The organism is Streptomyces sp. MnatMP-M17 (assembly GCF_900091995.1).
In the GTDB taxonomy this organism is placed as follows: domain Bacteria; phylum Actinomycetota; class Actinomycetes; order Streptomycetales; family Streptomycetaceae; genus Streptomyces.
Map to the genome: position 1 here is coordinate 1 of NZ_FMDK01000039.1, position 20,649 is coordinate 20,649.

The window sequence follows — 20,649 nt, forward strand, 5'->3', positions numbered from 1 at the left end:
CGGCACGGCGGGCGCGCCCGTGGCCGACGGAAAGGTCGCACGCGATCTGACCGGCAACGGCAACGATCTGACCGTGAGCCGGCTGCACTCCAGCGGCGCCGACGCGCTCACCTGGTCGAACGAGCACCACGAGGGCCAGCCGGCCCACGCGAGCCTGCGCTTCGACGGCGGCAAGTCCCCGGACCGCGGCGCCATCCTCACCACCTCGGCCAACGCACCGCTCAACAGCGCGAAGTTCACCTCGGGTTACACCATCGAGACCTACATCAAGCTGCCGGAGCCCTTCGAGGGCGATCACGCCTGGATGGGCATCCTGAGCTGGGAAGGGCGCAACAGCGAGGCGGGCAAGACCACCGGCTGGTCGCCCGACGAGCCCACGTGCAGCCTCAACATCTCTCCGGAGCGGTTCATCCAGTTCGTCGTCTACGCACACCGCCAGGACGCCGATCCCACCTCATGGAGCCATGCCCTGCCGGTCGGACGGTGGACGCACATCGCCGTCGTCAACGACGGACACCGTACGGTGATCTATGTCGACGGCTCGAAGATCGCCCGTAATCCCACACAGGAGTCGACCGGTATCGCCACGCTCGGCAAGCCCTTCGTCATCGGCGGGACCCAGTTCGACGAGAAGTTCGGCCAGGGCTTCTACGGCTGGGTCGGCGACACCCGCATCGTGGAGCGGGCACTGAAGCCGAAGGAGTTCCTCACGCCGTACGAGTAAGCACGCCCGCAGCCACGCCCGCGCCACCGCGGACGAGGGTCCGGTCAGGACACCTCGCCGCGGCGGCGTCTGCGGTTGCCCAGACCCGCGTGCACGCCACGGCCCCGCCGCCAGCGGTGGGTGAGCAGCAGAAAGACCGTGGCGAGGACGGCGAGCGCCAGGGCGACGACCGCGACGAACTTCTCGTCGTACCACCGCGGTTCGTACATGTTCGGGAACGGTCCGAGCGTGCCGACATCGATGTACCGGTACACGAACAGCAGCGCCAGACCTCCGGCGGCGACGCACCAGGCGAAGAGATCACTGATCAGCCGGTGCCAGACCAGGATGAGCAGGGCCGCCAGCGCGGACAGAGCGGCCTCGATACGGAAGAGCGTGCCCTGGCTGATGTTCTCGGCGACGAGGTCGTAGCGAGGAGCGAGATCGGCGTGGACATAGGCGTTCACCGCCAGGGCGAGGGCGGCCAGCAGCCGGGCCGCTCCCCGCAGCACACGGAGCTTCCGTCCGCGCTGGGGGGATACGACGGACGTGCCTGGTGACATCGCTTCTCCTGTCTCACCGGTGGCCAGAGGTTTCGAAGGCGTGGATGGAGGTCAGTAGAGACCGCCGGTGTCCTGCTGCGGAGTGGTGTTCCTGTTGCCCGCGGTGTCGAGGACGTACCACCTGTGGTGGAAGGAGATATCGCCCTGGCCATTGGTGTCGCCGGGCTTGTGGTCGTCCTCGAACGTGTACAAGGGATGGCCGTTGTACGTGACCTGCCGGGCGCCGTCGGCACGGACGGCAATGGCCAGCAGACTCTTCTCGACTCCGCCACCGCCCGCGGTCGCTCTTGTCGCCACGGTCAAGGGAGGCCAGATCTTCGCGCAGGGCCCTGTACAGGTGGAGGTGTTCTTTCCGTCTCCTTCGAAGAGATAGAGAGTCCGGCCCGCGCCGTCGACCAGGATCCGTCCGAGCGAGGTGGACCGCGCGGACACCTCGTCCCTGTCCACGCCGGGCGAGGACGCGTCCGCCGCGAGGCCGTCCCGTGCCTCGGACCGTGCCACCGAGGAGCCGCCTCCGCCGCTGTCGGCACAGCCCGTCACCGCCGCGACGCAGAGCAGCGCCACGGCCATGACACCGGCCGTGCTGGACGTGCTCCCCATCGAGGTTCCTCCGATCCGGCCGTCCCATGGGCGGCACACCGACCGCCCGGTCGGGGCAGCACCCTCCACTACACGGCACCTCCGGGCCCCGGGCCACCGGACAGAGCCGTCCGACGTACCTCGGCGTCGTTCTCGCCGTCGCCCCAGCCCTCACCCTCGCGGTCGCCCTCGCGCCGGCCTTCGTGACCGCTCCCGGTCGGCTTCGGTGCCCTGTTCGACGCGTGGCCGATCCTCATTCTCGGCTGAATGATTGTCCGACACATCCGGCACATCGGGCACCTCGCTCCCCGTACGATCCGTTCCACGACCGGGCCGCAGTAAGGAGCTTGACGCCGTGAAAGCAGTACAGACGGGCGCGGGAAGCGGGCCCGCGCGGAGTGGAGGACACCCGCGCCCGCGGTCTCTGCTCCGCCGGATCGGACGCTGGATCGCCGTGGCCGCCGCCCTTCTGGTGCTGGGCACATCGGGCGCGGGCGGCTGGCTGTACACCCGGCTCAGCGGCAATATCCAGGGCGCGGGCGTGGACGGCGCGATCGGCGACAACCGGCCCAGCGCCACACAGGGCGGCGAGAACATCCTGGTCATCGGCTCCGACAGCCGTAAAGGCGCGGGAGACGGCTACGGCCGAGGGCTGACCAGCATGCAGTCCGACACCTTGCTGCTGCTCCATGTCGGCGGCAGCGGGAAATGGGCCACTGTGGTGTCCTTCCCGCGTGACTCCTGGGTCCGGATTCCCGCCTGCGAACGGGGCAACGGCACCTTCTCCGTACCGCATCACTTCAAGATCAACGAGGCGTTCGCGATCGGGGGTTCCACCGGCGACACCGGCAAGGCCGCCGCCTGCGCGATCAAGACCGTCGAACAGAACACCCGGGTCCGCATCGACCACTTCCTGGTCGTGGACTTCCGCGGATTCACCGGAATGGTCAACGCCCTCGACGGTGTCGAGATCTGTCCCGAGCGGCCCATCCATGACAGAAAGGCCCATCTCGATCTCCGCGCGGGCTGCCAGACGGTGAAGGACAGTGAGGCCCTCGGCTATGTACGGGCCCGCTACAGCCTCGGCGACGGCACGGACATCGGCCGTATCGGCCGACAGCAGGAGTTCATGCGGGCGCTCGTCGCCCGGGCCAAGGCCAAGCTCTACAACCCAGGTGCGCTGTACGGTTTTCTCGACTCGGCCACCGGATCACTGACCACCGATCCCGAACTGGCCGGCCTCAAGCCTCTCCATGAACTGGCCGCCGGCCTCAAGTCACTGCCCACCGACCGGATTTCCTTTCTGACCGTGCCCAACTACCCACGGGAGCGGGACGTGCCGAGCGACCGGGCCAATGTCGTCTGGAACGGGCCTGCCGCCCAGCGGCTGTTCACCGCCCTCGCGCTCGACCGCGAGACGACCGCGGCCCGGCTGGCGGAGACGGCCCGTCAACTGCCGCCCGCGGCGGCCACCGTCGCGGTGACCGTACTCAACGGTACGGGCGTGACCGGCAGGGCCCGGGAGACAGCCGACCGGCTGAGGGCGCTCGGCTTCCGGATCAGCGGCACCGGCAACGCGCCCGCGCCCGCCCAACGCACCACGCTCACCTATCCGGAGGGCCTCGCGGACCAGGCCGGAGCGCTCGCCGCGCACCTCCCGGGCCTGGTGCCCATACGCTCGGCCCGAGCCGCGCCGGGCACGGTGACGCTCACCATCGGTCCCGATCTGCCGGAGGTCACCGGATGAGCAGTGAGAGCAGCGTTTGGTAGGCGCTCTGGATGAAGCGCTGGTCGGCGGAGGGTGCGGTGTTGGCCAGAGCGACCACGGCGGTCCGGTGCCGAGGACTGAATCCGGCGAACGCCGTGAAGCCACGGGTGCCGCCCGAGTGGTGGTAGACATCGCCGTCCGGCCGGACACGGATGTTCCAGACGAGCGCCAGCCGTCTGGTGTCTCCGCGCAGCGCGAGCCGTGGACGGACCACATCCGCCAGCGCCGTACGCATTGGCGCGGGCAGCGGTACGGAGCCGTCGCCGTCGCCGACCGGAGTGCCCGGCGAGGCGTCGAGCAGGGCGTCGAGCAGCGTCAGCAGATCGCGGGCGCTGGAGCGGACCGCGCCCGCTCCGGCGAGACCCGGGATCCGCCAGGGCGGCCGGGCGCGGCCGTGCCAGTAGCCGGTGGCCTGTCGAAGGCCCGGCGCACAGCCGGTGCGGTGCAGCCCGAGCGGCTCCAGGACCCGGTCCGCCAGCAGCTCCCCGTACCCCAGCCGGCCGGGCACCGCACGGCCGAGGAGATGGCCGAGCAGCCCCACACCGAAGTTGGAGTACCGCACCCGCTCGCCGGGCCGGGCGGACGGACGGGTCCTGGCGAGCGCGCGCAGCAGATCGTCGGTGCGGAAACCGGCGTACGGATTGCTGAACCAGCGCGGCGCCGCTCCGGCGAGCAGTCCGGGAGGCAGCCGGGGCAGCCCCGAGGTGTGGGTGGCGAGATGGAGCAGTGTGATCGGCCCGCCGCGCGGCGCGGGAACGGAGCCGGGCGGCAGCAGCCGGGTGAGGGGATCGCCGTACGAGACCTCGCCGCGCGCGGCCAGTTCGGCGAGCAGCAGCGCGGTGAAGCACTTGGTGAGCGAGCCCGTCTCGAACCGGGTGTCGGCCGTGACCGGAGCGCCGCCGTACGCGGTACTGCCGTAGGTCATGACGGCCCGCCGCTCGCCCTGACGGATCGCGACGGCCACACCGCTGGCGCCGCGCGCCGAGGCGGCGATGGCCGAGGCGGGACCATGGGCCCACTCCGGCCGTCGCACCGCCCGGTCGTGGGCCGTCGGCGCCGTCGTTTCCATCGCTCCCGCTGTCATGGACGGGCGCCGAGCGTACGGGAGAGGGCGAGCGTACCGGCGACCGCGGCGACCACAGTGGTGTGGTGGTGCGCCGCGAAGCGCTCGCCGGGATCCTCGCTGACGGGGTGTCCGTCGCGGGGCATCAGCCCGTCCTCGTGCTGGAGACGGGCCAGTCGCTCCCAGTCCGCCGGATCGCAGTACGGATCGGGCAGCGAACTCGCGACGATCATAAGCTCGGCCACCAGATCCCACTCGCCGATCTCGGCCCAGATATCGATCCAGGCGGGCAGCCAGTCGGCGAGATAGCGGGCCGACTCGACGGGCAGACCGGCCGGAGTACGGCCCCAGTCGGTGAGATGGAAGACGGTGTGCGTCATGTTGTAGGCGGTCATCCAGTCGATGAGCCACGGTTCCGGGAATGAGCCCAACCAGGTGGCCTCGGTCAGCGCGGCCCAGTCGACGGCGCGGCCGTCGCCCTGGTCGAAGCCTCCGACACGGGCGGCGTTGGCGATCGCCAGCCGCCGGTTGGGCATCACCTCGACGGCGCGGGCCGAGCGGAGCGAGGTGGTGTGCGTGAGCAGCCGGTCCAGCGCCTGGTGGCGGTAACCGCTGCGGGCGAAGTGGGCGTAGGTCTCCAGCGGATCACTCATCATCGGATAGCGCAGCAGCCGTTCATGGAGCATGGCTCCGGCGCCGAGCTGCTCCCAGCTGAAGTCGAGCAGTTCACGGGCGAGCCGCAGTTCGACGGTGCCGGCCACCGCCTCGCGCAGGACGAGGGAGGCGGCGAGAGCGGTCTCGCCCAGCGGCTTGTACACGCTGTTGGGCTCGGCGAGTTCGGCGGTGGTGCCGGGTGGCAGCGCGCCGTGCTCGCGGTGGGTGTGGAGCCAGGTCAGCGCCAGGGAGGTGATCCGGTGGGCGGCTTGTGCGACGGACATCGGCATGGCGGGATCTCGGTCCGATCGGGTGACGATCACTCAGACAAGGTCTGTTGATCGGAGGTGAACGGGTGGGACCGGCAAGGAACGGCGGGAACGTCAGGGAACGGCGGGGAACGGAACGGCGGGGAAGCGATCAGGAGCGAACGGGGATCGAGCGCCGGTCAGACGGCGGCCAGACGGCGCGCGATCGCCGTGTCCAGCGCCAGCCGGTCGCCTCCCGCCATCAGAGCGATGTGCTCCACCAGCGGTACCGGGTCGAGCGGCAGCTCCACACCGTCCGCACGGAGCCAGGCCAGCCACCGTACGATCCGCGCGGCGGTGGGATAGTCCCTGCGCAGCACGGCACGGGTGGCTCCGCGGGCCAGCGCCAGCGGTGCGGCGCGCGCCGCGTCATGCACCGGACTCTCCAGTCCCGGCAACGCCAGAGCGCAGAGCCGGCCCATCCTGACCGACCAGGCCGCCCATCCCGTGCCGTCCTCGACGGCGGGCGCACCGGCCGGCGGCGAGGACGGCCGAGGTGCCGTCATCCGCGCGGTGTCACCGCTGGTGAGGACCGTCAGCAGAGTGACGGTGCCCCAGTCGCGCCAGGCCATCAGCCAGGGCTCCTCGGGCCCGGCGGGCGGCGGGAGCGGTTCGACCCGGGAGGGCGGCAGGGCCGTGAAGGAGAGGGCCACGGCCTCGGCGTCCAGCGGATGGAACGCGGCGCCGCCCAGCACGGCGGGCGCGAGGACATCGGCGCCGAGGATCCGGATGGCGGCCAGCGCGGCGCCGGGATCCCGCTCGCTCTCGACATGTTCGGCGACCATGGCCGTGCCCCCGGCACCCCGCAGGGCGCCGAGGGCACGTCGTGCCAGGCCGGCCGCTGATTCTTGGTAAATGGTCCGCGACCGGTCCTGGCTCACAGGCCCTTGGGCTCCTTCGGCTCCTTCGGGGACAGCAGAAGCAGCAGAAGCAGTAGACCGGCGGCTTCCGGCGCGTACACCGGCGCATCACTGACGGGCGCCTCCGGCTCGGCCATCGCCGCACCCAACGCGTAGTGGTCCAGGGTGATTTCTCCGGGCCTGATGGTCTGAGAAAGCATCATGGGCTCCTCGTGTAGTCGCACTTGCCCTATCTGGGCGGTGCCATCGCTCACCCTAGATCGAAACGGACAAACCGACCAATTGGGATGGGTGATGGGCATTCAATCCGTTCTTTCGTCATCCATCCACATGGAACGGGACCGTCGTCACCACGATCTTCGACAGCGGCCGAAGCGCCCGCCGCAGCCGGCCGGCGAGCGGGCTGTGGAGCGGCCGGTGCCACCAGTGCCGTACGACGATCTCCGGCAGGATCACGGTGATGGTCAGATCGGGACGCTGATGGTGGAGCTGTTCGATATAGCTGATCAGTGGGGTCACGATGGCCCGATAGGGCGAGAGGACGATTCTCAGCGGCAGATGGTCGCCCCACAGGAGCCAGCTTTCACGGAAGCGTTCGGCGTCCTCGTCGCTCGGACTGACATGCAGGGCGAGAACGGGCTGCTGGAGGGAGGCCGCGTAGGCCATCGCGCGCATGCTCGCCTGATGCAGCGCGTCCACCAGGACGACGGAGAGATGCCGGATCTCCTCGGGTGTCTCTTCCCTCTCCTCTCTCTCCTCTTTCTCCGGGTGCCGCTCCCTCCGAGGAAGCAGGCCTGACGGCCCCTCGGCACCGTCGGCTCCCTCGGCACGGGTCTTACGGCTCTCCGGCCGCGGCGGCAGCGTACGGCTCGGAATCTCGATCAGCCGGGAGTGCAGCCGCACCGCCCGGCGCACCATGTCGTAGTGGTGCCGGATCCTGGTCGTCACCAGCAGGAACAGGGCGACGGTGAGTAGGGCGAGCCAGGCTCCCTCGGTGAACTTGGTGATGCCCGCGGTGATGAAGACCACGGCCGAGAGCAGGGCGCCGACCGCGTTGAAGGCGAGACTCTTGCGCCAGTGCCGCTCGCGTCTGCGCCACCAGTGGACCACCATGCCGCACTGCGACAGGGTGAAGGCGAGAAAGACTCCGACGGCGTACAGCGGAATGAGTGAGGCGGTCTTCCCGTCGAAGGCTGCATAGACGACCGCCGCCGCCATGGAGAGCAGCATGATGCCGTTGCTGAACGCCAGCCGGTCGCCCAGCCGCAGAAAGATCCGTGGCGCGTGGCTGTCGCGTGCCAGCAGATACAGCACCCGGGGAAAGTCGTTGTACGCGGTGTTCGCCGCGAGCAGCAGGATCAGTGCCGTGGCCGCCTGGATGAAGATATACATACCGCCGGAGCCGAAGGTGATATGCGCGAGCTGCGACAGGACCGTCTCCCGAGACTCGGGTACGACACCGGTCAGATGGACCAACGCGATCGTGCCGGCGAACAGTGTGACGAGCAGCCCGACCATCCACGACAGTGTCGTGCGCGCGTTGCGCCAGGAGACGGGCTCGAACGCGGGCACCGCGTTGGAGATCGCCTCGATACCGGTCATCGCCGTCGAGCCGGAGGCGAACGCCCTCATCACCAGCAGCAGACCGACGCCCTCGACGGCGTGCAGCGGCGGGGTCGGAGTGGCCTCGAAGCCGCGCCCGGCCGCGTCGTAGAGCCCCACGGCCACCAGCGACAGGATGGCGATGATGAACGCATAGGTGGGCGCGGCGAACAGCGCTCCGGCCTGTTTGACGCCGCGTAGATTTCCCGCGAGCAGAACGGCGATGACCAGCAGGCCGATCAGGACCACATCGTCCGACAGCCCGGGGAGCGCCGAGGTGACCGCCGCCATCCCGGACGAGACGGAGACGGCGACCGTGAGGACATAGTCCGTCAGCAGTCCGGCCGCGGCCATCAGCCCGGGCACCCGGCCGAGATTGTCCGTCGCGACGATGTACGAGCCGCCGCCGTGCGGATACGCGCGGATCGTCTGACGGTACGACAGCCCGACCGCCAGCATCAGAAAGACGATCGCTCCGGCCACCGGCGCCGAATAGGCCAGTCCCGCCGTACCGGCCAGCACCAGTACGGCGAGCAGCGCCTCGGGACCGTACGCGACCGACGACAGCGCGTCCGCCGAGAGCACCGGCAGTGCCACGATCTTGCGCATCCGCTCCCGCGCCATCGCCGTGCTCCGCAGCGGCGCTCCCAGAATCGCGTGCCGGATCCGCGTACCGGGACCGCTCGGCTCCGTCCGGCTCTCGACCGTCGCCATGTCGCCCGTCTCGGCGGGCAACGGCAGCCCGCCGAGCGGAGGTACGCGTACGATCCGGTCGAAGCGCGCCGGCACGATCTGCGCGGGCTCGGGATAGCGGCCGATATCGGGATCCACGGGCAGCGCCGCGCGCCACGCGTCACGCGCGGCGGACACCCGCGCCCACTCACGGCCCACCTGGCGCAGCACCATGGACTGCTCCGGATCGAGCCTCTCCACGATGACGGGCGTGGGCGTACCTTCGCTGTCCTCCGGTACCTGACCCGGCCGGCCGTCTTCTCCCTGGGTATCCGTCACATGGGCGAGTCTCATCGGCGGAGCGCGCCGACCGACTCTCCCACGGCGGGCGACACACGGGCCGGGACGCCGACAACCCGTTCGGAGGTACGGCGGCGGCCCCGGACAGCGGCGGGTCTGCTCCGCCCGGAGCGTGCGCGGTGCGGCTACTCGGTCTTCGGCAGTCCGGGCGGGTTCAGCTCGGAGGATGTCACGGCCTCGTTCGACAGTCCCCAGCGCGCCAGGACCTTCTCGTACGTACCGTTCCCGATCACGGTGCCGAGCGCCTCGTGGAGGGCCTTGATCAGACCGTTGTCCTTCTTCGTGGTGGCCGCGATCTTGCCCTGGACATCGGCGCCGCCGCCCGAGTAGGTGCCGATGATCTCGGTCTCTCCGGTGGAGGCGGCGTGGTACGCGGCGACCGGGTTGGGCCCGAGATAGGCGTCGAGACGTCCGGAGCCGAGGGCGAGATAGTAGTCGCTCGCATTCTGGTAGTACTTGATGTCCGTCGCCTTGAGACCGTTTTTCACATTCTGCTTGCTCCAGTCGACCAGCAGCTTCTCCTGGTTGGTGCCGGAGCCGACACCGATGGTCCGGCCCGCCACGTCCTTCGGGCTCGCGACCTTCCAGTCGCCGCCCTTCTTCGCCTCGAAGGCAAGATTGTCCAGCCGGTAGGTGGCGAAGTCGTACTTCTCCTTGCGCTCCTCGGTGACGGTGATGTTGCTGATCCCCACGTCGTACTTGCCGCTGTCGAGACCGACGAAGATATTCGCCCAGTCGACGGTGTTGTAGCTCAGCTTCAGCCCGAGCACATCCGCGATCAGTGAGGCGATGTCCGACTCCACTCCGATGACGGTCTTGTCGTCGGTGGCGTAGAAGGACAACGGCGGTACGGACCCGGCCGAGTCGGCCACCTCAAGAGTGCCGCGCTCGCGGATCGCCGCGGGCAGGAGCGCGGCGATGGAGTCCACCTTGGGCGTGGTGATCCGCTTCTGGTCCGGGCTGAGGTTGATCCGCAGACCGTCCTTGCCCCCGTCCTTGGCCACCACCTCATCGGTGGCGCCGTCGGCGGAGTTGCCGCAGGCCGAGAGGGAGAGCGCGGCGACAAGGCCGAGAAGGGCGGCGGTGGTACGGAGGACAGGTCTGGACGGCACGGAGGGCTCCTCGTGGGAAAGACGGGTTGACGGACAGAGCGGGCAGGGAAGCGTGAGCGAGGAAGCGTGAGGTCAGAGCACCTTGGAGAGAAACGCCTTGGTCCGCTCGTGGCGCGGCCGGTCCAGCACCTCGGCCGGCGGGCCCTGCTCGACGATCACACCGTCGTCCATGAAGACGACGGTGTCGGCGACCTCACGGGCGAAGCCGATCTCATGAGTGACGACGATCATGGTGGTGCCGCTGCGGGCCAGATCCTTGATGACATCGAGGACCTCGCCGACCAGTTCGGGATCGAGCGCCGAGGTGGGCTCGTCGAAGAGCAGCACCTTGGGCTCCAGCGCCAGCGCGCGGGCGATCGCCACACGCTGCTGCTGACCGCCGGAGAGCTGCCGCGGATAGGCATGGGCCTTGTCGGCGAGACCGACCCGCTCCAGCAGCCGTTCGGCCGCTTCGACAGCGGTCCTACGAGGGCGGCGCAGCGCCGAGACAGGAGCCTCGATGATGTTCTCGACCACGGTGAGATGCGGGAAGAGATTGAAGTTCTGGAAGACGAAGCCGATGTGCAGCCGCTGCTTCAGTACGTCCCTCTCCTTGAGCTCATGCAGCTTGGAGCCGGAGCGGCGGTAGCCGATCAGCTCGCCGTCGATGCTGACGTAGCCGCGGTTGAGCTTTTCGAGATGGTTGATGCTGCGCAGCAGCGTCGACTTTCCCGAGCCCGACGGGCCCAGTACGACGGTGACCTCGCCGGTGCGGACCTGGAGGTCGACGCCGCGGAGCACCTCCAGCGCGCCGAAGTTCTTGTGCACACCTCGTACATCGACCATCAGGGGAGCGGTGTCTGTGTCTGTACTCATCGCGGAAATCCTCCGGTGGCGGCAGCGGCCCGTACTCTGCGGGTGAAGCTCCTGGCTCGCTGGAGCGGAGTGGGCGGCGCAGTGCGCTCGGCTCCGCGCGCGAAGTGCCGTTCCACGTAGTACTGGGCGACGGACAGCAGTGTGGTGAGCAGGATGTACCAGGCGGTGGCGACCATCAGCAGCGGTACGACCCGGCCGTTGCGGCCGTAGATCACCTGTACCTGGTAGAACAGCTCGCCGATGGCCATCACGGACACGATCGAGGTGCCCTTGAAGAGGGAGATGACCTCGTTGGCGGCGTTGGGCAGAATCCCGCGCATCGCCTGCGGCAGCAGAATGCGGCGTATCTGACGCAGCCGGGGGATGCCCAGCGCCGCCGCGGCTTCGAGCTGTCCGCTCTCGACGGAGATGATCCCGCCGCGCACGATCTCCGCCGCGTAGGCCGCCTGATGGAGCGCCAGACCGATGACGGCCGCCGACATGGCGCCGACCAGGTTCATCGTGTCGAAGCTCCACAGGACGGGACCGAAGGGAACGCCGACGCCCAACTCCTGGTAGAGATAGGCCAGATTGAACCAGAACAGAAGCTGGACGATGAGTGGGATCGAGCGGAAGGCCCAGATATAGGTCCAGGCGACCGTCTGGAGAATCACACTGCGCGACAGCCGCATAAAGGCGAGGACGACACCGAGGGCGAAGCCCAGCGCGGTGCCGTACGCGGTGAGCTGGAGCGTCACCCAGACGGCCTTCAGCACGGTGTCGGTGGAGAGATGGAGGAAGAAGGTGTCCCAGTCCCAGCCCGGATTGGTGACCAGACCGTGTACGAACTGCGCGACGACGACCAGCGCGGCGGCACCGGCCACCCAGCGCCAGTAATGACGCGCGGGCACGACCTTCAGCGCGGCGAGTTCCGCCGCGCTCGGTGGCGATGACTCCTTCTTCGGCGAAGGAGCGGACGACGACAGGGCGTCGGACGGCGCCGCGGAGGACGACGGTGGTACGGGCGGCGGTACGGACGGTCTGTCGGCCGCCGTGCCGGTTGCGCTATCCATCAAAGGCTCCTGCCGCTACGTCGTCTCGGGCGGGCTGATCCGGGACTCCTCGATGGCGGAGTCCTCCGTTCCCCACTTCTTGAGAATCCGGGCGTATGTGCCGTTGTCGATCAGCTCGTTGACAGCGCCCTGGAACGCCTTGAGCAGCGGCGAGCCCTTGTCGAAGGCGAAACCGACATCGAGCCGGTGGAACTCGCCCAGGAATCTGACTCCGGCCGCCGGCTGCGAGGCCTGGTGGCGCAGACCGTTGATGGTCGACATGACCACATCGACCCGGCCCTGCTGAAGACTGGTCAGGACGGCGCCGTTCTCGGAGAAGACCCGCACCGTGTACGGCTTCTTGCCCGCGTCCGCGCAGACACCCTTCTGGGAGTTCAAGGTCGCCTCGAAGGTGGTGCCCGCTCCCGTACCGATGGTCTTGCCGCAGAGCTGGTCGAGACGGGTCACCTTGTTCAGGCTGTTGTCGTCCTTGCGGACGGCGAATCCCTGTCCGTCATTGATATAGGTGACGAAGTCGATCGTCTTGCGCCGCTCGTCGGTGACACCGAAGTTTCCGGTGCCCACGTCGTACTTGCCGCTGCTGAGCGCGGGCAGGATCGCCTCGAAACTGGCGTCCTGCCGCTCCGGTCTCAGTCCCAGCAGTCTGCCGACGGCATCCGCGATGTCGATGTCGAGACCGGCGAGTTGATGGGACGACGCGTCCGGGAAGTACGCGCTGGGCGGCGCGCCCACGGCGGAGGCGATCCGGAAGGTTCCCTGCGCGCGGACGTTCTCGGGCAGCAGCTTCGCCAGCTCGGCGTTCTTCGTCAGCGAGGCGGTGACATCGTCCGACGGCGCGGGCGAGGCGGCGCCCGCCGTCTCCGGCCCGGACGACGTGTCCGTACCGCAGCCCGCCAGGACGGGCAGGAGCAGAGCGGCCAGCACGGCGGCCGGCAGTCGGCGGCGACGGCCCGGGATCAGGGTGTGCACGGGCTTACACCTTTCCTTCGGAGGAGCGGCGGTCGGTGAGGTGCTTCTCGAACGGGAGCGGGCCGATGGTCTCCGGATCGGCGCCCGTGTCGAACAGCGGTGTGTAACCGGTCGTCAGATACAGCCCTCTGGCCTCGGGCTGACGCGGTCCGGTGGTCAGATGGATCCGGCGGTAGCCGCGAACGGCGGCGATCCGCTCCAGCTCCGCGACCACCCGCGCGGCCAGTCCTCGCCGCCGGTGGGCGGAGTGGGTCCAGATCCGCTTCAGCTCGGCCGTGGTGTCGTCGTACCTGCGGAACGCTCCGCCCGCGACCGGTTCGCCGTGCTCCAGCAACAGCAGCAGGACACCGTGCGGCGGATCGAACTCCTCGGCCGGATAGCGGGACAGTTCGCCGTGCGCCGACTGGCCGTAGCGCGCGGTGTACTCCTGGTCCAGCTCGCGCAGCATCGGCAGCACCAGCGGATCGGAGAGGGCGGTCCGTACCCAGGTCAGACCGCCGGGTTCGGCGACGGAGGTCATCAGCCGGCCTCGACCAGGTTCGGCGTGCCAAGGGCCGCGCGCTCGGCGTCCTGCCGGGTGTCCCGTTCGGCATCCCGCTCGGCGACCTCTTCGCGCACCAGCGGGATGACATGGCGTCCGAAGTCGATGGCGTCGCCCAGCAGGTCGTAACCGCGGGCGGAGATGATGTCCACGCCCAGGTCGTAGTAGTCGAGCAGCGCCCGCGCGACCGTCTCCGGCGTCCCGACCAGGGCGTTGGAGTTACCCGCGCCACCGGTGGCCGCGGCGGTCGGCGTCCACAGCGCCCGGTCATAGCGCTCGCCGGACTCCGCGATCGCGATCAGCCGCTGCGAGCCGGTGTTCTCGGGCTCGCCTCGGCGATAGCGGCGCACCAGGGCCGCATCGCCCTGCTCCCGGCGGGCCTTGATCGTGTCCACCGTCCGATGGGCCTTCTCCCAGGCGAGTTCCTCCGTCGGCGCGATGATCGGCCGGAAGGCCACCTGGATACGCGGCGGTGCCGGGCGCCCGGCCGCGCGCGCGGCGGCCTTCACCGCCTCGATCTGCTCCGCGGTCCTCTCCAGCGGCTCGCCCCACAGGCAGTAGATGTCCGCCTCGGCGCCGCCCGCCTCGTACGCGGCCGGCGAGGAGCCGCCGAACGAGACGTCCGGGCGCGGCTGCTGCACCGGGAAGACATCGCTGACGAAGTCGTGGAAGCGGTAGTGCTCGCCCTCGTGGTCGAAGGCCTCGTGCGTGGTCCAGATCCGCTTGACGATCTCGATGTACTCACGCGTACGCGAATAGCGCCGGTCCTTGGTGAGCGTGTCGCCCTCGCGGCCCTGTTCATGGTCGTTGCCGCCGGTGATGAAGTGGACCGTGAGCCGGCCGTCGCTGATCCGGTCCAGCGTCGCGAACGTCTTGGCGGCGAAGGTCGGATACGAGACATTCGGCCGGTGCGCCAGCAGGATCTGGAGCCTGTCCAGACGGGAGGCGAGGAACGCGGCGGCCGGAGCGGGATCGGGCGAGCCCGAGCCGTACGCGAACAGCACCCGGTCCCAGCCGTGGTCCTCATGGGCGCGGGCCAGCTTGAGCGTGTACTCCTTGTCGAACGCGGCGCCGGAGCGGGGACTCGTCTCCGACCCGTCGTGGGTGGCGGCGATACCGAGGAACTCCACAGGCATGACGGACCTTTCGTACGGCGGAGGAACGCGGCGCGTACGCGGAAGAGGGCATGCCGAAGGAACCCTGGGCAGACCGCGGACACGGCGGAAACGGCGGAAGCTGAGTGGCGCGTGGAAGCGGAATGGCGCGTGGAGCGTCAGGAGGAAGACGGCAGCGTGCGCCCGGTGAGGAGCGGGAACTCGGCCCGCGACGGGGTCACCGAGGGAGGGAGGGGCCGGTCGGGCGGCCCGCTGCCGAGGTCAGGTGCGATCAGGCGCAACAAGAGGCGGACCACACTCGACCGAAGTCGATGTGGCCGCGGGTGACCAACGGCAGCTGCTTCTGCATGCAGCCAATTGAGCACGGGACTTTCACCGAAGTCAACCGGTGCTCGCACCGCGGTCCCGGTGTTGGCACCGTGGTCGGGCGCCGAGGCGTCCTTGACAAGCGCGCGGCTCCGGGCCGTACGATCGAAACGCGTCCGGCTCCTGTGCGCACAACGGTCCGTTGAAGTGACCGTGGTGAACACCGGGCCGTACCGGCCGTGTTGAGGGACGCGGTGCGTGATGACGTCCGGAATACCCGGAGCACCTGGGGTATCCGGAGCGCCCGGAGTACGCCGACCACCGCCGATCGCACTCCCGCCGGAGCCCTCCATGTCTGTATCGCCATCGCCCTCGCCCGATGTCCTCCACGTATCGGACGCGGTGCCTCCTGGACGCGAACCGATTCCGCCGCGCGCCGATGAGGCCTCCCGTATCGTGCCGCGCCGGCATCCGGGACGGTGGCTGTCCGCCGTCGCCGCGCTGCTGGTCCTCGCGATGGCCGTCAACTCGGTCGTCCGCAACCAGCGGTTCCAGTGGAGCGTGGTGGGCCAGTACTTCACCACGCCCGCCGTGCTCGACGGGCTGCTGCTCACGCTCTGGCTGACCGCGGGCGTGATGGTGCTCGGCTTTGTCATCGGCACGGTCTTCGCCGTGCTGCGGCTCTCCGCCAACCCCGTGCTGCGCACGATCAGTTGGGGATACGTATGGATCTTCAGATCCACTCCGCTGCTGGTACAGCTCCTGTTCTGGTTCAACATCGGCGCGCTGTATCCGACGCTCGGCATCGGTATCCCTTTCGGTCCCGAGTTCCTCACCTTCAAGACCGTGAATCTCTTCGGCGCCGGACTCACCGCGCTGATCGGTCTCACCTTGCACGAGGCGGCCTACGCGGCGGAGGTGGTACGCGGCGGGATCCTCTCCGTGGACGCCGGCCAGACCGAGGCCGCGCAGTCCCTGGGGCTGAGCCGGTGGCGGGTGCTGCGCCGGATCATCGTGCCGCAAGCGATGCGCTCCATCGTGCCCACCGCCGGCAATATGCTGATCGGCACGCTGAAAGGGACGAGCATTGTCAGCGTCCTCGCCGTACAGGACCTGCTGTACTCCGTGCAGCTCATCTACAACCGTACGTACCAGGTCATCCCGCTGCTGATGGTGGCGACCATCTGGTACATCGTCGTCACCAGCGTGCTGTCCGCCGGCCAGTTCTATGTCGAGCGTTACTACGCCCGTGGCGCGGCCCGCGAGCTGCCGCCCACGCCTCTCCAGCGACTGCGCCGCCGTACCGCGAGCGTGACCGCACGGCTGCGTACCGCGACCGCGCCCGACGCGAAACGTCTCTGAACCGCTCGACGCGTCCGTACGCCTGGCATATGCCCGGAATCAGCGAGAATTTCTGGGTATGGGAAGAGGTGTACGGGCAGAGTCGTACGAGACGAGTCGTACGAGCGAGCAGGACAGCGCGGGAAAGGACGTGATCACATGCGTGTGGCATTCCTCGCGGCTCCCGAAGGAGTGGAGCAGGTCGAACTGACCGAGCCGTGGAAGGCCGTGGGCGACGCGGGCGGAGAGCGTGTACTGGTCTCCACGGCGCCGGGTGAGATCCAGGCGTTCAACCATCTCGACAAGGCGGACACCTTCCCGGTCGACCGCACGGTGTCCGAGACGGCCGCCGACGACTACGACATGCTGGTGCTTCCCGGTGGTGTCGCCAATCCGGACGCCCTGCGGATGGACGCGGCGGCCGTGTCGTTCGTCAAGGGCTTCTTCGACGCGGGCAAACCGGTGGCGGCGATCTGCCATGCGCCATGGACGCTGATCGAGGCGGATGTGGTGCGCGACAGGACGCTGACCTCATGGCCGAGCCTGCGGACCGATCTCGGCAACGCGGGCGCCACCTGGGTCGACGAGCAGGTCCATGTCTGTACGTCCGCGCCCAGCACCCTGATCACCAGCCGGAAGCCGGACGACCTCGACGCCTTCTGCACAACATTCCTCAAGGAACTCGGAGCGTAGCGTCGCCCGGTTGGACCCTGGCCCGACCCGGCAGGGTGCGGTCCGGTCGCACACCGCGGCGGCGGGGGAGAGGGTGGTGAACGGAGAGGAGCGATCGACGTGAAGAGTGTGAATCATCCCGTGGACGAGGTCGTGGTGGCGCTCACCGACGGCGCGAAGGAGGACGCGCACGCGGTGTTCGGTGTGCTCCGTACGGCCTTCGCCTGTGATCGCGCGCCCGACGACGTACCGAAGGACGTGGCCGAGCGGCGGCCCACCGTGTGGCTCGCGACGTTCGACGCCTCCCATCCGGGCAGGAAGCCGGGCCCGGCGCGGCTGACGGCACCGCTCACGGCCACGCTCCAGGGCGGCTACTCGGCGGTGGACAGCATGCGCAGAACGCTGGCCTCCGTGTTCACCGTCCACGATGTCGGTACGGCCTTCGGTGATCAGGAGGAAGAGATCCAGGTGCTCCTGGAGAGCCGGTAGCCGACTCCGCTCTTGGGGCTCTTGGGGCTCTTTGGGCTCTCGGACAGCCGACAGCCGAGCTCGGGCCCTCTCGTGTTGCGCTTAAGGACGGCTCACCTCACCCTGAGGATGACCCAGAAGTGGCTTTTGCTCACGCTTCGTGCTCGGGGGTCGTTGATCCAACGCGGTGCTGATCCGACGGTGTTTGATCCAACGTGGTGAAGTTCGTGGGCCTCTCTGCGAGGAGCCTCGACCATGACCGATCCGCTCGACCGTCGTTATGTGGTCGAACTGCACGCCTCTCTTGAGCGTGTTCCACAACTCCGGCGTATCGTCGCCGCGCATCTTCGGCGGTGGAAGCTCGACCTGCATATAGCGCCTGTCGACAAAGGTATCGAGGAACTGCTGACCAATGTCCTTCGTCATGTCGGTGACGACAATCGCTGTGTGGTTGAACTCCGCTGGACGGGCCGGCATCTCACGTCCTCCGTCGAGGACAACGGCCCGCGCATGCCGCGGCTGCTCACGGCCGGTGGCGGCGGGCTCGCCAGAGTCGCCGCGCTGAGCGACAGCTGGGGTACATGCGCCACGGCCGAGGGCAAAGTCATCTGGTTCACCAGAAGTGTCCGCAGCCCGCAGGACATCCCGCGTGTGCCGTGGACACCACTCGGAGGGCTCGACGCGGCGCGGCGGGAGCCTGTCCCGCTGCCCGCTCCGGCCATGTTCGTACCGCGCCTGCCGCGCGTACCGCGTGTGCCGGTCCTGGTCTGACGGTCTGACGGTTCACTCGAACTCGAACTCGGGCCCGGGTTACTCGAACTCGGGTTCCGGCTCGTCCTCCGGGAAGGGAATCTCGTCCTCCGGGAACGGAATGAGATGGACCGCGGCCTCCTCCGCCGAAGCGGCGGCGCCGTCGATACCGACATCGCTGGCGATCATGTCCTTCTCGGCGTCCTCGTGCGCGCCCTCGTCCGGCGCCACCAGCCGTCCCGACCGGTCGTCGCCGACCTCGTCGTCGAGCGTCTCGCCCTCTCCGTACGGCAGGTCGCCGATACCGTCCCCGATGGGAACCGTGAGATCGGGGACCTCCTCCGCGAGCCGCTGGTCCAGCGTTTCTCCGGCGCGCTGCTCGGCGGCCGTCGTCCCGATGTGCTCCACACCGAGCGGGCGCTCCGGCGGCGACCAGCCCTCGTCGAAGGGATCCGAGCCACGGTCGAGGAGAGTGTCCTCGGGATCGAGGATGCCCTCGTCGTCGATGACCTCCGAGCCGTCCGGCTGGTAGACCTCGTCGCCCATGATCTCGCCGCTTTCGCCGCTGTCGCCGCTCACGTCGTTCTCCTCGCCTCCTGCGGGCCGGCCGTGCGCCGGTGCGTGGGAGTTTCTGCCGGGGGAGGTGGCGGCTCCTCCCTTGCGTCCACCTTCCCACCTCTCACGACCGTGTCAACCGGCAGGTGAAGACGCCTGTGGGGGGCGGTCGCACGGTGCCGGACACCGTCGTACGCGGTGCCTCGCACAGTGCTTCCGAGCGTCTTCCACACGCCTTCCCGGCGCGGGAGGTGTTTGTCGTCCCTGTCGGCGGGCACGTGACAAGTCAACCCTTACGACCCGATATGTCACACTCCGGAGTCGAATGTGAGCCGAGAACGTATTGTCATCATCGGAGCGGGATTCGCCGGATACGAGGCTGCCCGTACGCTCTCCCACCGCGTCCGGGACACCGCGGAAGTGGTCCTGCTGAATCCGACGGACTACTTCCTCTATCTCCCACTGCTGCCCCAGGTCGCCGCGGGTATTCTGGAGCCGCGCCGGGTGACCGTCTCTCTCCCGGGGACTCTGCCGCGTGTACGGCTCGTCCTCGGCGAGGCCCACCATGTCGACCTGGAGTCACGGTGTGTCGAGTACACGGGACCGGAGGGCGAACGCGGCGAGCTGACGTACGACCGGCTCGTCCTCGCCGTGGGCAGTGTCAACAAGCTGCTTCCGGTGCCGGGCGTCGCCGAGTACGCGCACGGCTTCCGGGGACTGCCGGAGGCCCTCTATCTACGGGACCATGTGACCCGTCAGATCGAGCTGGCCGCAGCCACCGACAACCATCGTGAGGGCGCGGCCCGTGCCACGTTCGTCGTGGTCGGAGCCGGCTACACGGGCACCGAGGTCGCCGCGCAGGGCCAGCTCTTCACCGACGCGCTGGTCCGCAAACAGCCCGCCTGGTGTCATCAGCGCAAACCTCGCTGGCTGCTCCTCGACATCGCACCGCGCGTCCTGCCCGAACTGGACCGCCGGCTCTCCGTCACCGCGGACCGGGTGCTGCGCCGGCGCGGTGTGGACGTACGGACCGGCACCTCCGTCAAGGAGGCGGCACGGACCGGGATCACACTGGACGACGGCGAGTTCATCGAGACCCACACGCTGGTGTGGTGTGTGGGCGTACGACCGGATCCGCTGGTCTCCAAGGTCGGACTGCCGGTCGAACGGGGCAGGCTGCTGGTCGACGCGCGGCTGAATGTGCCCGGCCATCCCGAGGTGTTCGCCTGCGGTGACGCCGCGGCCGTACCGGACCTCACCAGGCCCGGCCAGTTCACGCCGATGACCGCCCAGCACGCCAGCAGGCAGGGCCGGGTGGCGGGCGGCAATGTGGCGGCCACACTCGGCCACGGTGAGCAGCGGGTCTACCGCCACAACGACCTGGGATTCGTTGTGGATCTCGGCGGTGTCAAGGCCGCGGCCAATCCGCTCGGCGTGCCGCTGTCCGGACCGCTCGCGGGAGCCGTCACACGCGGCTACCACCTGGCGGCCATGCCGGGCAACCGGGTGCGCGTCGCCGCCGACTGGCTGCTTGAGGCGGTGCTGCCGCGTCAGGCCGTACAGCTCGGTCTGGTCCGCTCCTGGACCGTACCGCTCGAATCGTCGTCGCCCGAGCTGGCCAGGGTCCCGGGCGGACCACACACCTCGAACACCTCCAGCACCTCCAGCACCTCCAGCACGTCGAGCTCACCTCGCGAGGAGTGACATGAACAGCGAAGAACTGACCGAACTGGGCCAGCAGTTGAGGGTCGACTCCGTACGGGTCACCGATACGGCGGGGC

Annotated in this window: 21 protein-coding genes; 7 read left to right on the top strand and 14 right to left on the bottom strand. The window is 69.0% G+C overall.

From position 1 onward, the window contains the following. A partial coding sequence (locus GA0115259_RS02285; protein WP_141716424.1) for a LamG-like jellyroll fold domain-containing protein occupies positions 1–724 on the top strand: 724 nt, incomplete at its 5' end. A 44-nt stretch (positions 725–768) separates the two neighbouring features. Here GA0115259_RS02285 and GA0115259_RS02290 read toward each other — a convergent pair. Together GA0115259_RS02290 and GA0115259_RS02295 are read right to left on the bottom strand one after the other, a co-directional pair. Further along, positions 769–1,266 (bottom strand): hypothetical protein, encoded by a 498-nt coding sequence (locus GA0115259_RS02290; protein ID WP_093590038.1) that lies wholly within the window; start codon positions 1,264–1,266, stop codon positions 769–771. Between the two features lie 51 nt (positions 1,267–1,317). After that, complete coding sequence (locus GA0115259_RS02295) at positions 1,318–1,866, bottom strand: COG4315 family predicted lipoprotein (RefSeq protein WP_093590041.1); 549 nt, start codon at positions 1,864–1,866, stop codon at positions 1,318–1,320. A 403-nt stretch (positions 1,867–2,269) separates the two neighbouring features. On the opposite strand from GA0115259_RS02295, the gene GA0115259_RS02300 reads away from it, so the two are divergent. After that, positions 2,270–3,592: an LCP family protein gene (locus tag GA0115259_RS02300; RefSeq protein ID WP_202449574.1), complete on the top strand. Its 1,323-nt coding sequence runs from the start codon at positions 2,270–2,272 to the stop codon at positions 3,590–3,592. Here the strand turns inward: GA0115259_RS02300 and GA0115259_RS02305 are convergent. The 11 genes from GA0115259_RS02305 to GA0115259_RS02355 all read right to left on the bottom strand — a co-directional run bounded on the left by GA0115259_RS02305 (position 3,582) and on the right by GA0115259_RS02355 (position 14,797). Further along, positions 3,582–4,682, bottom strand: coding sequence for a serine hydrolase domain-containing protein (locus tag GA0115259_RS02305; RefSeq protein WP_093590044.1), 1,101 nt, complete (start codon positions 4,680–4,682; stop codon positions 3,582–3,584). The two genes, GA0115259_RS02300 and GA0115259_RS02305, sit on opposite strands and share 11 nt — an antisense overlap. Positions 4,683–4,693: 11 nt before the next feature. Next, positions 4,694–5,620, bottom strand: coding sequence for a DUF6895 family protein (locus GA0115259_RS02310; protein ID WP_093590047.1), 927 nt, complete (start codon positions 5,618–5,620; stop codon positions 4,694–4,696). Between the two features lie 158 nt (positions 5,621–5,778). Next, positions 5,779–6,423, bottom strand: a complete 645-nt coding sequence (locus GA0115259_RS02315) for a hypothetical protein (protein WP_237539701.1) — start codon at positions 6,421–6,423, stop codon at positions 5,779–5,781. 92 nt (positions 6,424–6,515) lie between these two features. After that, positions 6,516–6,701, bottom strand: a complete 186-nt coding sequence (locus GA0115259_RS02320) for a hypothetical protein (protein ID WP_370747057.1) — start codon at positions 6,699–6,701, stop codon at positions 6,516–6,518. 115 nt (positions 6,702–6,816) lie between these two features. Further along, the gene (locus GA0115259_RS02325) at positions 6,817–8,709 is read right to left on the bottom strand and encodes an APC family permease (protein WP_237539702.1); all 1,893 of its coding nucleotides are present in this window, start codon (positions 8,707–8,709) and stop codon (positions 6,817–6,819) included. Between the two features lie 548 nt (positions 8,710–9,257). Then, on the bottom strand, positions 9,258–10,244 hold the full coding sequence (locus tag GA0115259_RS02330) for an ABC transporter substrate-binding protein (protein ID WP_093590061.1): 987 nt from the start codon (positions 10,242–10,244) through the stop codon (positions 9,258–9,260). A 72-nt stretch (positions 10,245–10,316) separates the two neighbouring features. Continuing rightward, the gene (locus GA0115259_RS02335; protein WP_093590064.1) at positions 10,317–11,099 is read right to left on the bottom strand and encodes an amino acid ABC transporter ATP-binding protein; all 783 of its coding nucleotides are present in this window, start codon (positions 11,097–11,099) and stop codon (positions 10,317–10,319) included. Then, complete coding sequence (locus tag GA0115259_RS02340) at positions 11,096–12,151, bottom strand: amino acid ABC transporter permease (RefSeq protein WP_093590067.1); 1,056 nt, start codon at positions 12,149–12,151, stop codon at positions 11,096–11,098. Before GA0115259_RS02340 ends, GA0115259_RS02335 begins: the two co-directional genes overlap by 4 nt. Before the next feature lie 15 nt (positions 12,152–12,166). Further along, positions 12,167–13,120 (bottom strand): ABC transporter substrate-binding protein, encoded by a 954-nt coding sequence (locus GA0115259_RS02345; protein ID WP_256097880.1) that lies wholly within the window; start codon positions 13,118–13,120, stop codon positions 12,167–12,169. A gap of 4 nt (positions 13,121–13,124) precedes the next feature. Further along, a complete protein-coding gene (locus tag GA0115259_RS02350; RefSeq protein WP_093590070.1) occupies positions 13,125–13,640 on the bottom strand; it encodes a GNAT family N-acetyltransferase in 516 nt (171 codons plus the stop codon). Continuing rightward, positions 13,640–14,797 (bottom strand): LLM class flavin-dependent oxidoreductase, encoded by a 1,158-nt coding sequence (locus tag GA0115259_RS02355; RefSeq protein WP_093590073.1) that lies wholly within the window; start codon positions 14,795–14,797, stop codon positions 13,640–13,642. Before GA0115259_RS02355 ends, GA0115259_RS02350 begins: the two co-directional genes overlap by 1 nt. A gap of 636 nt (positions 14,798–15,433) precedes the next feature. Here GA0115259_RS02355 and GA0115259_RS02360 point away from each other — a divergent pair. From GA0115259_RS02360 to GA0115259_RS02375, 4 genes are all read left to right on the top strand, one after another. Further along, positions 15,434–16,444: an amino acid ABC transporter permease gene (locus GA0115259_RS02360; RefSeq protein WP_093590076.1), complete on the top strand. Its 1,011-nt coding sequence runs from the start codon at positions 15,434–15,436 to the stop codon at positions 16,442–16,444. Between the two features lie 138 nt (positions 16,445–16,582). Then, complete coding sequence (locus tag GA0115259_RS02365; RefSeq protein ID WP_093590079.1) at positions 16,583–17,116, top strand: type 1 glutamine amidotransferase domain-containing protein; 534 nt, start codon at positions 16,583–16,585, stop codon at positions 17,114–17,116. A 99-nt stretch (positions 17,117–17,215) separates the two neighbouring features. Next, positions 17,216–17,584 (top strand): hypothetical protein, encoded by a 369-nt coding sequence (locus tag GA0115259_RS02370; protein WP_345940984.1) that lies wholly within the window; start codon positions 17,216–17,218, stop codon positions 17,582–17,584. A gap of 234 nt (positions 17,585–17,818) precedes the next feature. Continuing rightward, the gene (locus GA0115259_RS02375; RefSeq protein ID WP_093590085.1) at positions 17,819–18,334 is read left to right on the top strand and encodes an ATP-binding protein; all 516 of its coding nucleotides are present in this window, start codon (positions 17,819–17,821) and stop codon (positions 18,332–18,334) included. A 39-nt stretch (positions 18,335–18,373) separates the two neighbouring features. On the opposite strand, the gene GA0115259_RS02380 is transcribed toward GA0115259_RS02375, so the two are convergent. Beyond that, a complete protein-coding gene (locus tag GA0115259_RS02380) occupies positions 18,374–18,859 on the bottom strand; it encodes a DUF5709 domain-containing protein (protein ID WP_093590100.1) in 486 nt (161 codons plus the stop codon). A 336-nt stretch (positions 18,860–19,195) separates the two neighbouring features. Here GA0115259_RS02380 and GA0115259_RS02385 point away from each other — a divergent pair, with 336 nt between their 5' ends. Next, positions 19,196–20,572 (top strand): NAD(P)/FAD-dependent oxidoreductase, encoded by a 1,377-nt coding sequence (locus tag GA0115259_RS02385; protein WP_093590088.1) that lies wholly within the window; start codon positions 19,196–19,198, stop codon positions 20,570–20,572. Positions 20,573–20,649 lie beyond the last annotated feature (77 nt).

Excerpts from the sequence above, each read along its gene's own strand:
- GA0115259_RS02375 (WP_093590085.1), top strand. The coding sequence starts at position 17,819 with ATGACCGATCCGCTCGACCGTCGTTATGTGGTCGAACTGCACGCCTCT.
- GA0115259_RS02380 (WP_093590100.1), bottom strand. The coding sequence starts at position 18,859 with ATGGGCGACGAGGTCTACCAGCCGGACGGCTCGGAGGTCATCGACGAC.
- GA0115259_RS02320 (WP_370747057.1), bottom strand. The coding sequence starts at position 6,701 with ATGATGCTTTCTCAGACCATCAGGCCCGGAGAAATCACCCTGGACCAC.
- GA0115259_RS02290 (WP_093590038.1), bottom strand. The coding sequence starts at position 1,266 with ATGTCACCAGGCACGTCCGTCGTATCCCCCCAGCGCGGACGGAAGCTC.
- GA0115259_RS02355 (WP_093590073.1), bottom strand. The coding sequence starts at position 14,797 with ATGCCTGTGGAGTTCCTCGGTATCGCCGCCACCCACGACGGGTCGGAG.
- GA0115259_RS02365 (WP_093590079.1), top strand. The coding sequence starts at position 16,583 with ATGCGTGTGGCATTCCTCGCGGCTCCCGAAGGAGTGGAGCAGGTCGAA.
- GA0115259_RS02295 (WP_093590041.1), bottom strand. The coding sequence starts at position 1,866 with ATGGGGAGCACGTCCAGCACGGCCGGTGTCATGGCCGTGGCGCTGCTC.
- GA0115259_RS02350 (WP_093590070.1), bottom strand. The coding sequence starts at position 13,640 with ATGACCTCCGTCGCCGAACCCGGCGGTCTGACCTGGGTACGGACCGCC.
- GA0115259_RS02310 (WP_093590047.1), bottom strand. The coding sequence starts at position 5,620 with ATGCCGATGTCCGTCGCACAAGCCGCCCACCGGATCACCTCCCTGGCG.
- GA0115259_RS02305 (WP_093590044.1), bottom strand. The coding sequence starts at position 4,682 with ATGGAAACGACGGCGCCGACGGCCCACGACCGGGCGGTGCGACGGCCG.
- GA0115259_RS02335 (WP_093590064.1), bottom strand. The coding sequence starts at position 11,099 with ATGAGTACAGACACAGACACCGCTCCCCTGATGGTCGATGTACGAGGT.
- GA0115259_RS02340 (WP_093590067.1), bottom strand. The coding sequence starts at position 12,151 with ATGGATAGCGCAACCGGCACGGCGGCCGACAGACCGTCCGTACCGCCG.
- GA0115259_RS02315 (WP_237539701.1), bottom strand. The coding sequence starts at position 6,423 with ATGGTCGCCGAACATGTCGAGAGCGAGCGGGATCCCGGCGCCGCGCTG.
- GA0115259_RS02360 (WP_093590076.1), top strand. The coding sequence starts at position 15,434 with ATGTCTGTATCGCCATCGCCCTCGCCCGATGTCCTCCACGTATCGGAC.
- GA0115259_RS02325 (WP_237539702.1), bottom strand. The coding sequence starts at position 8,709 with ATGCGCAAGATCGTGGCACTGCCGGTGCTCTCGGCGGACGCGCTGTCG.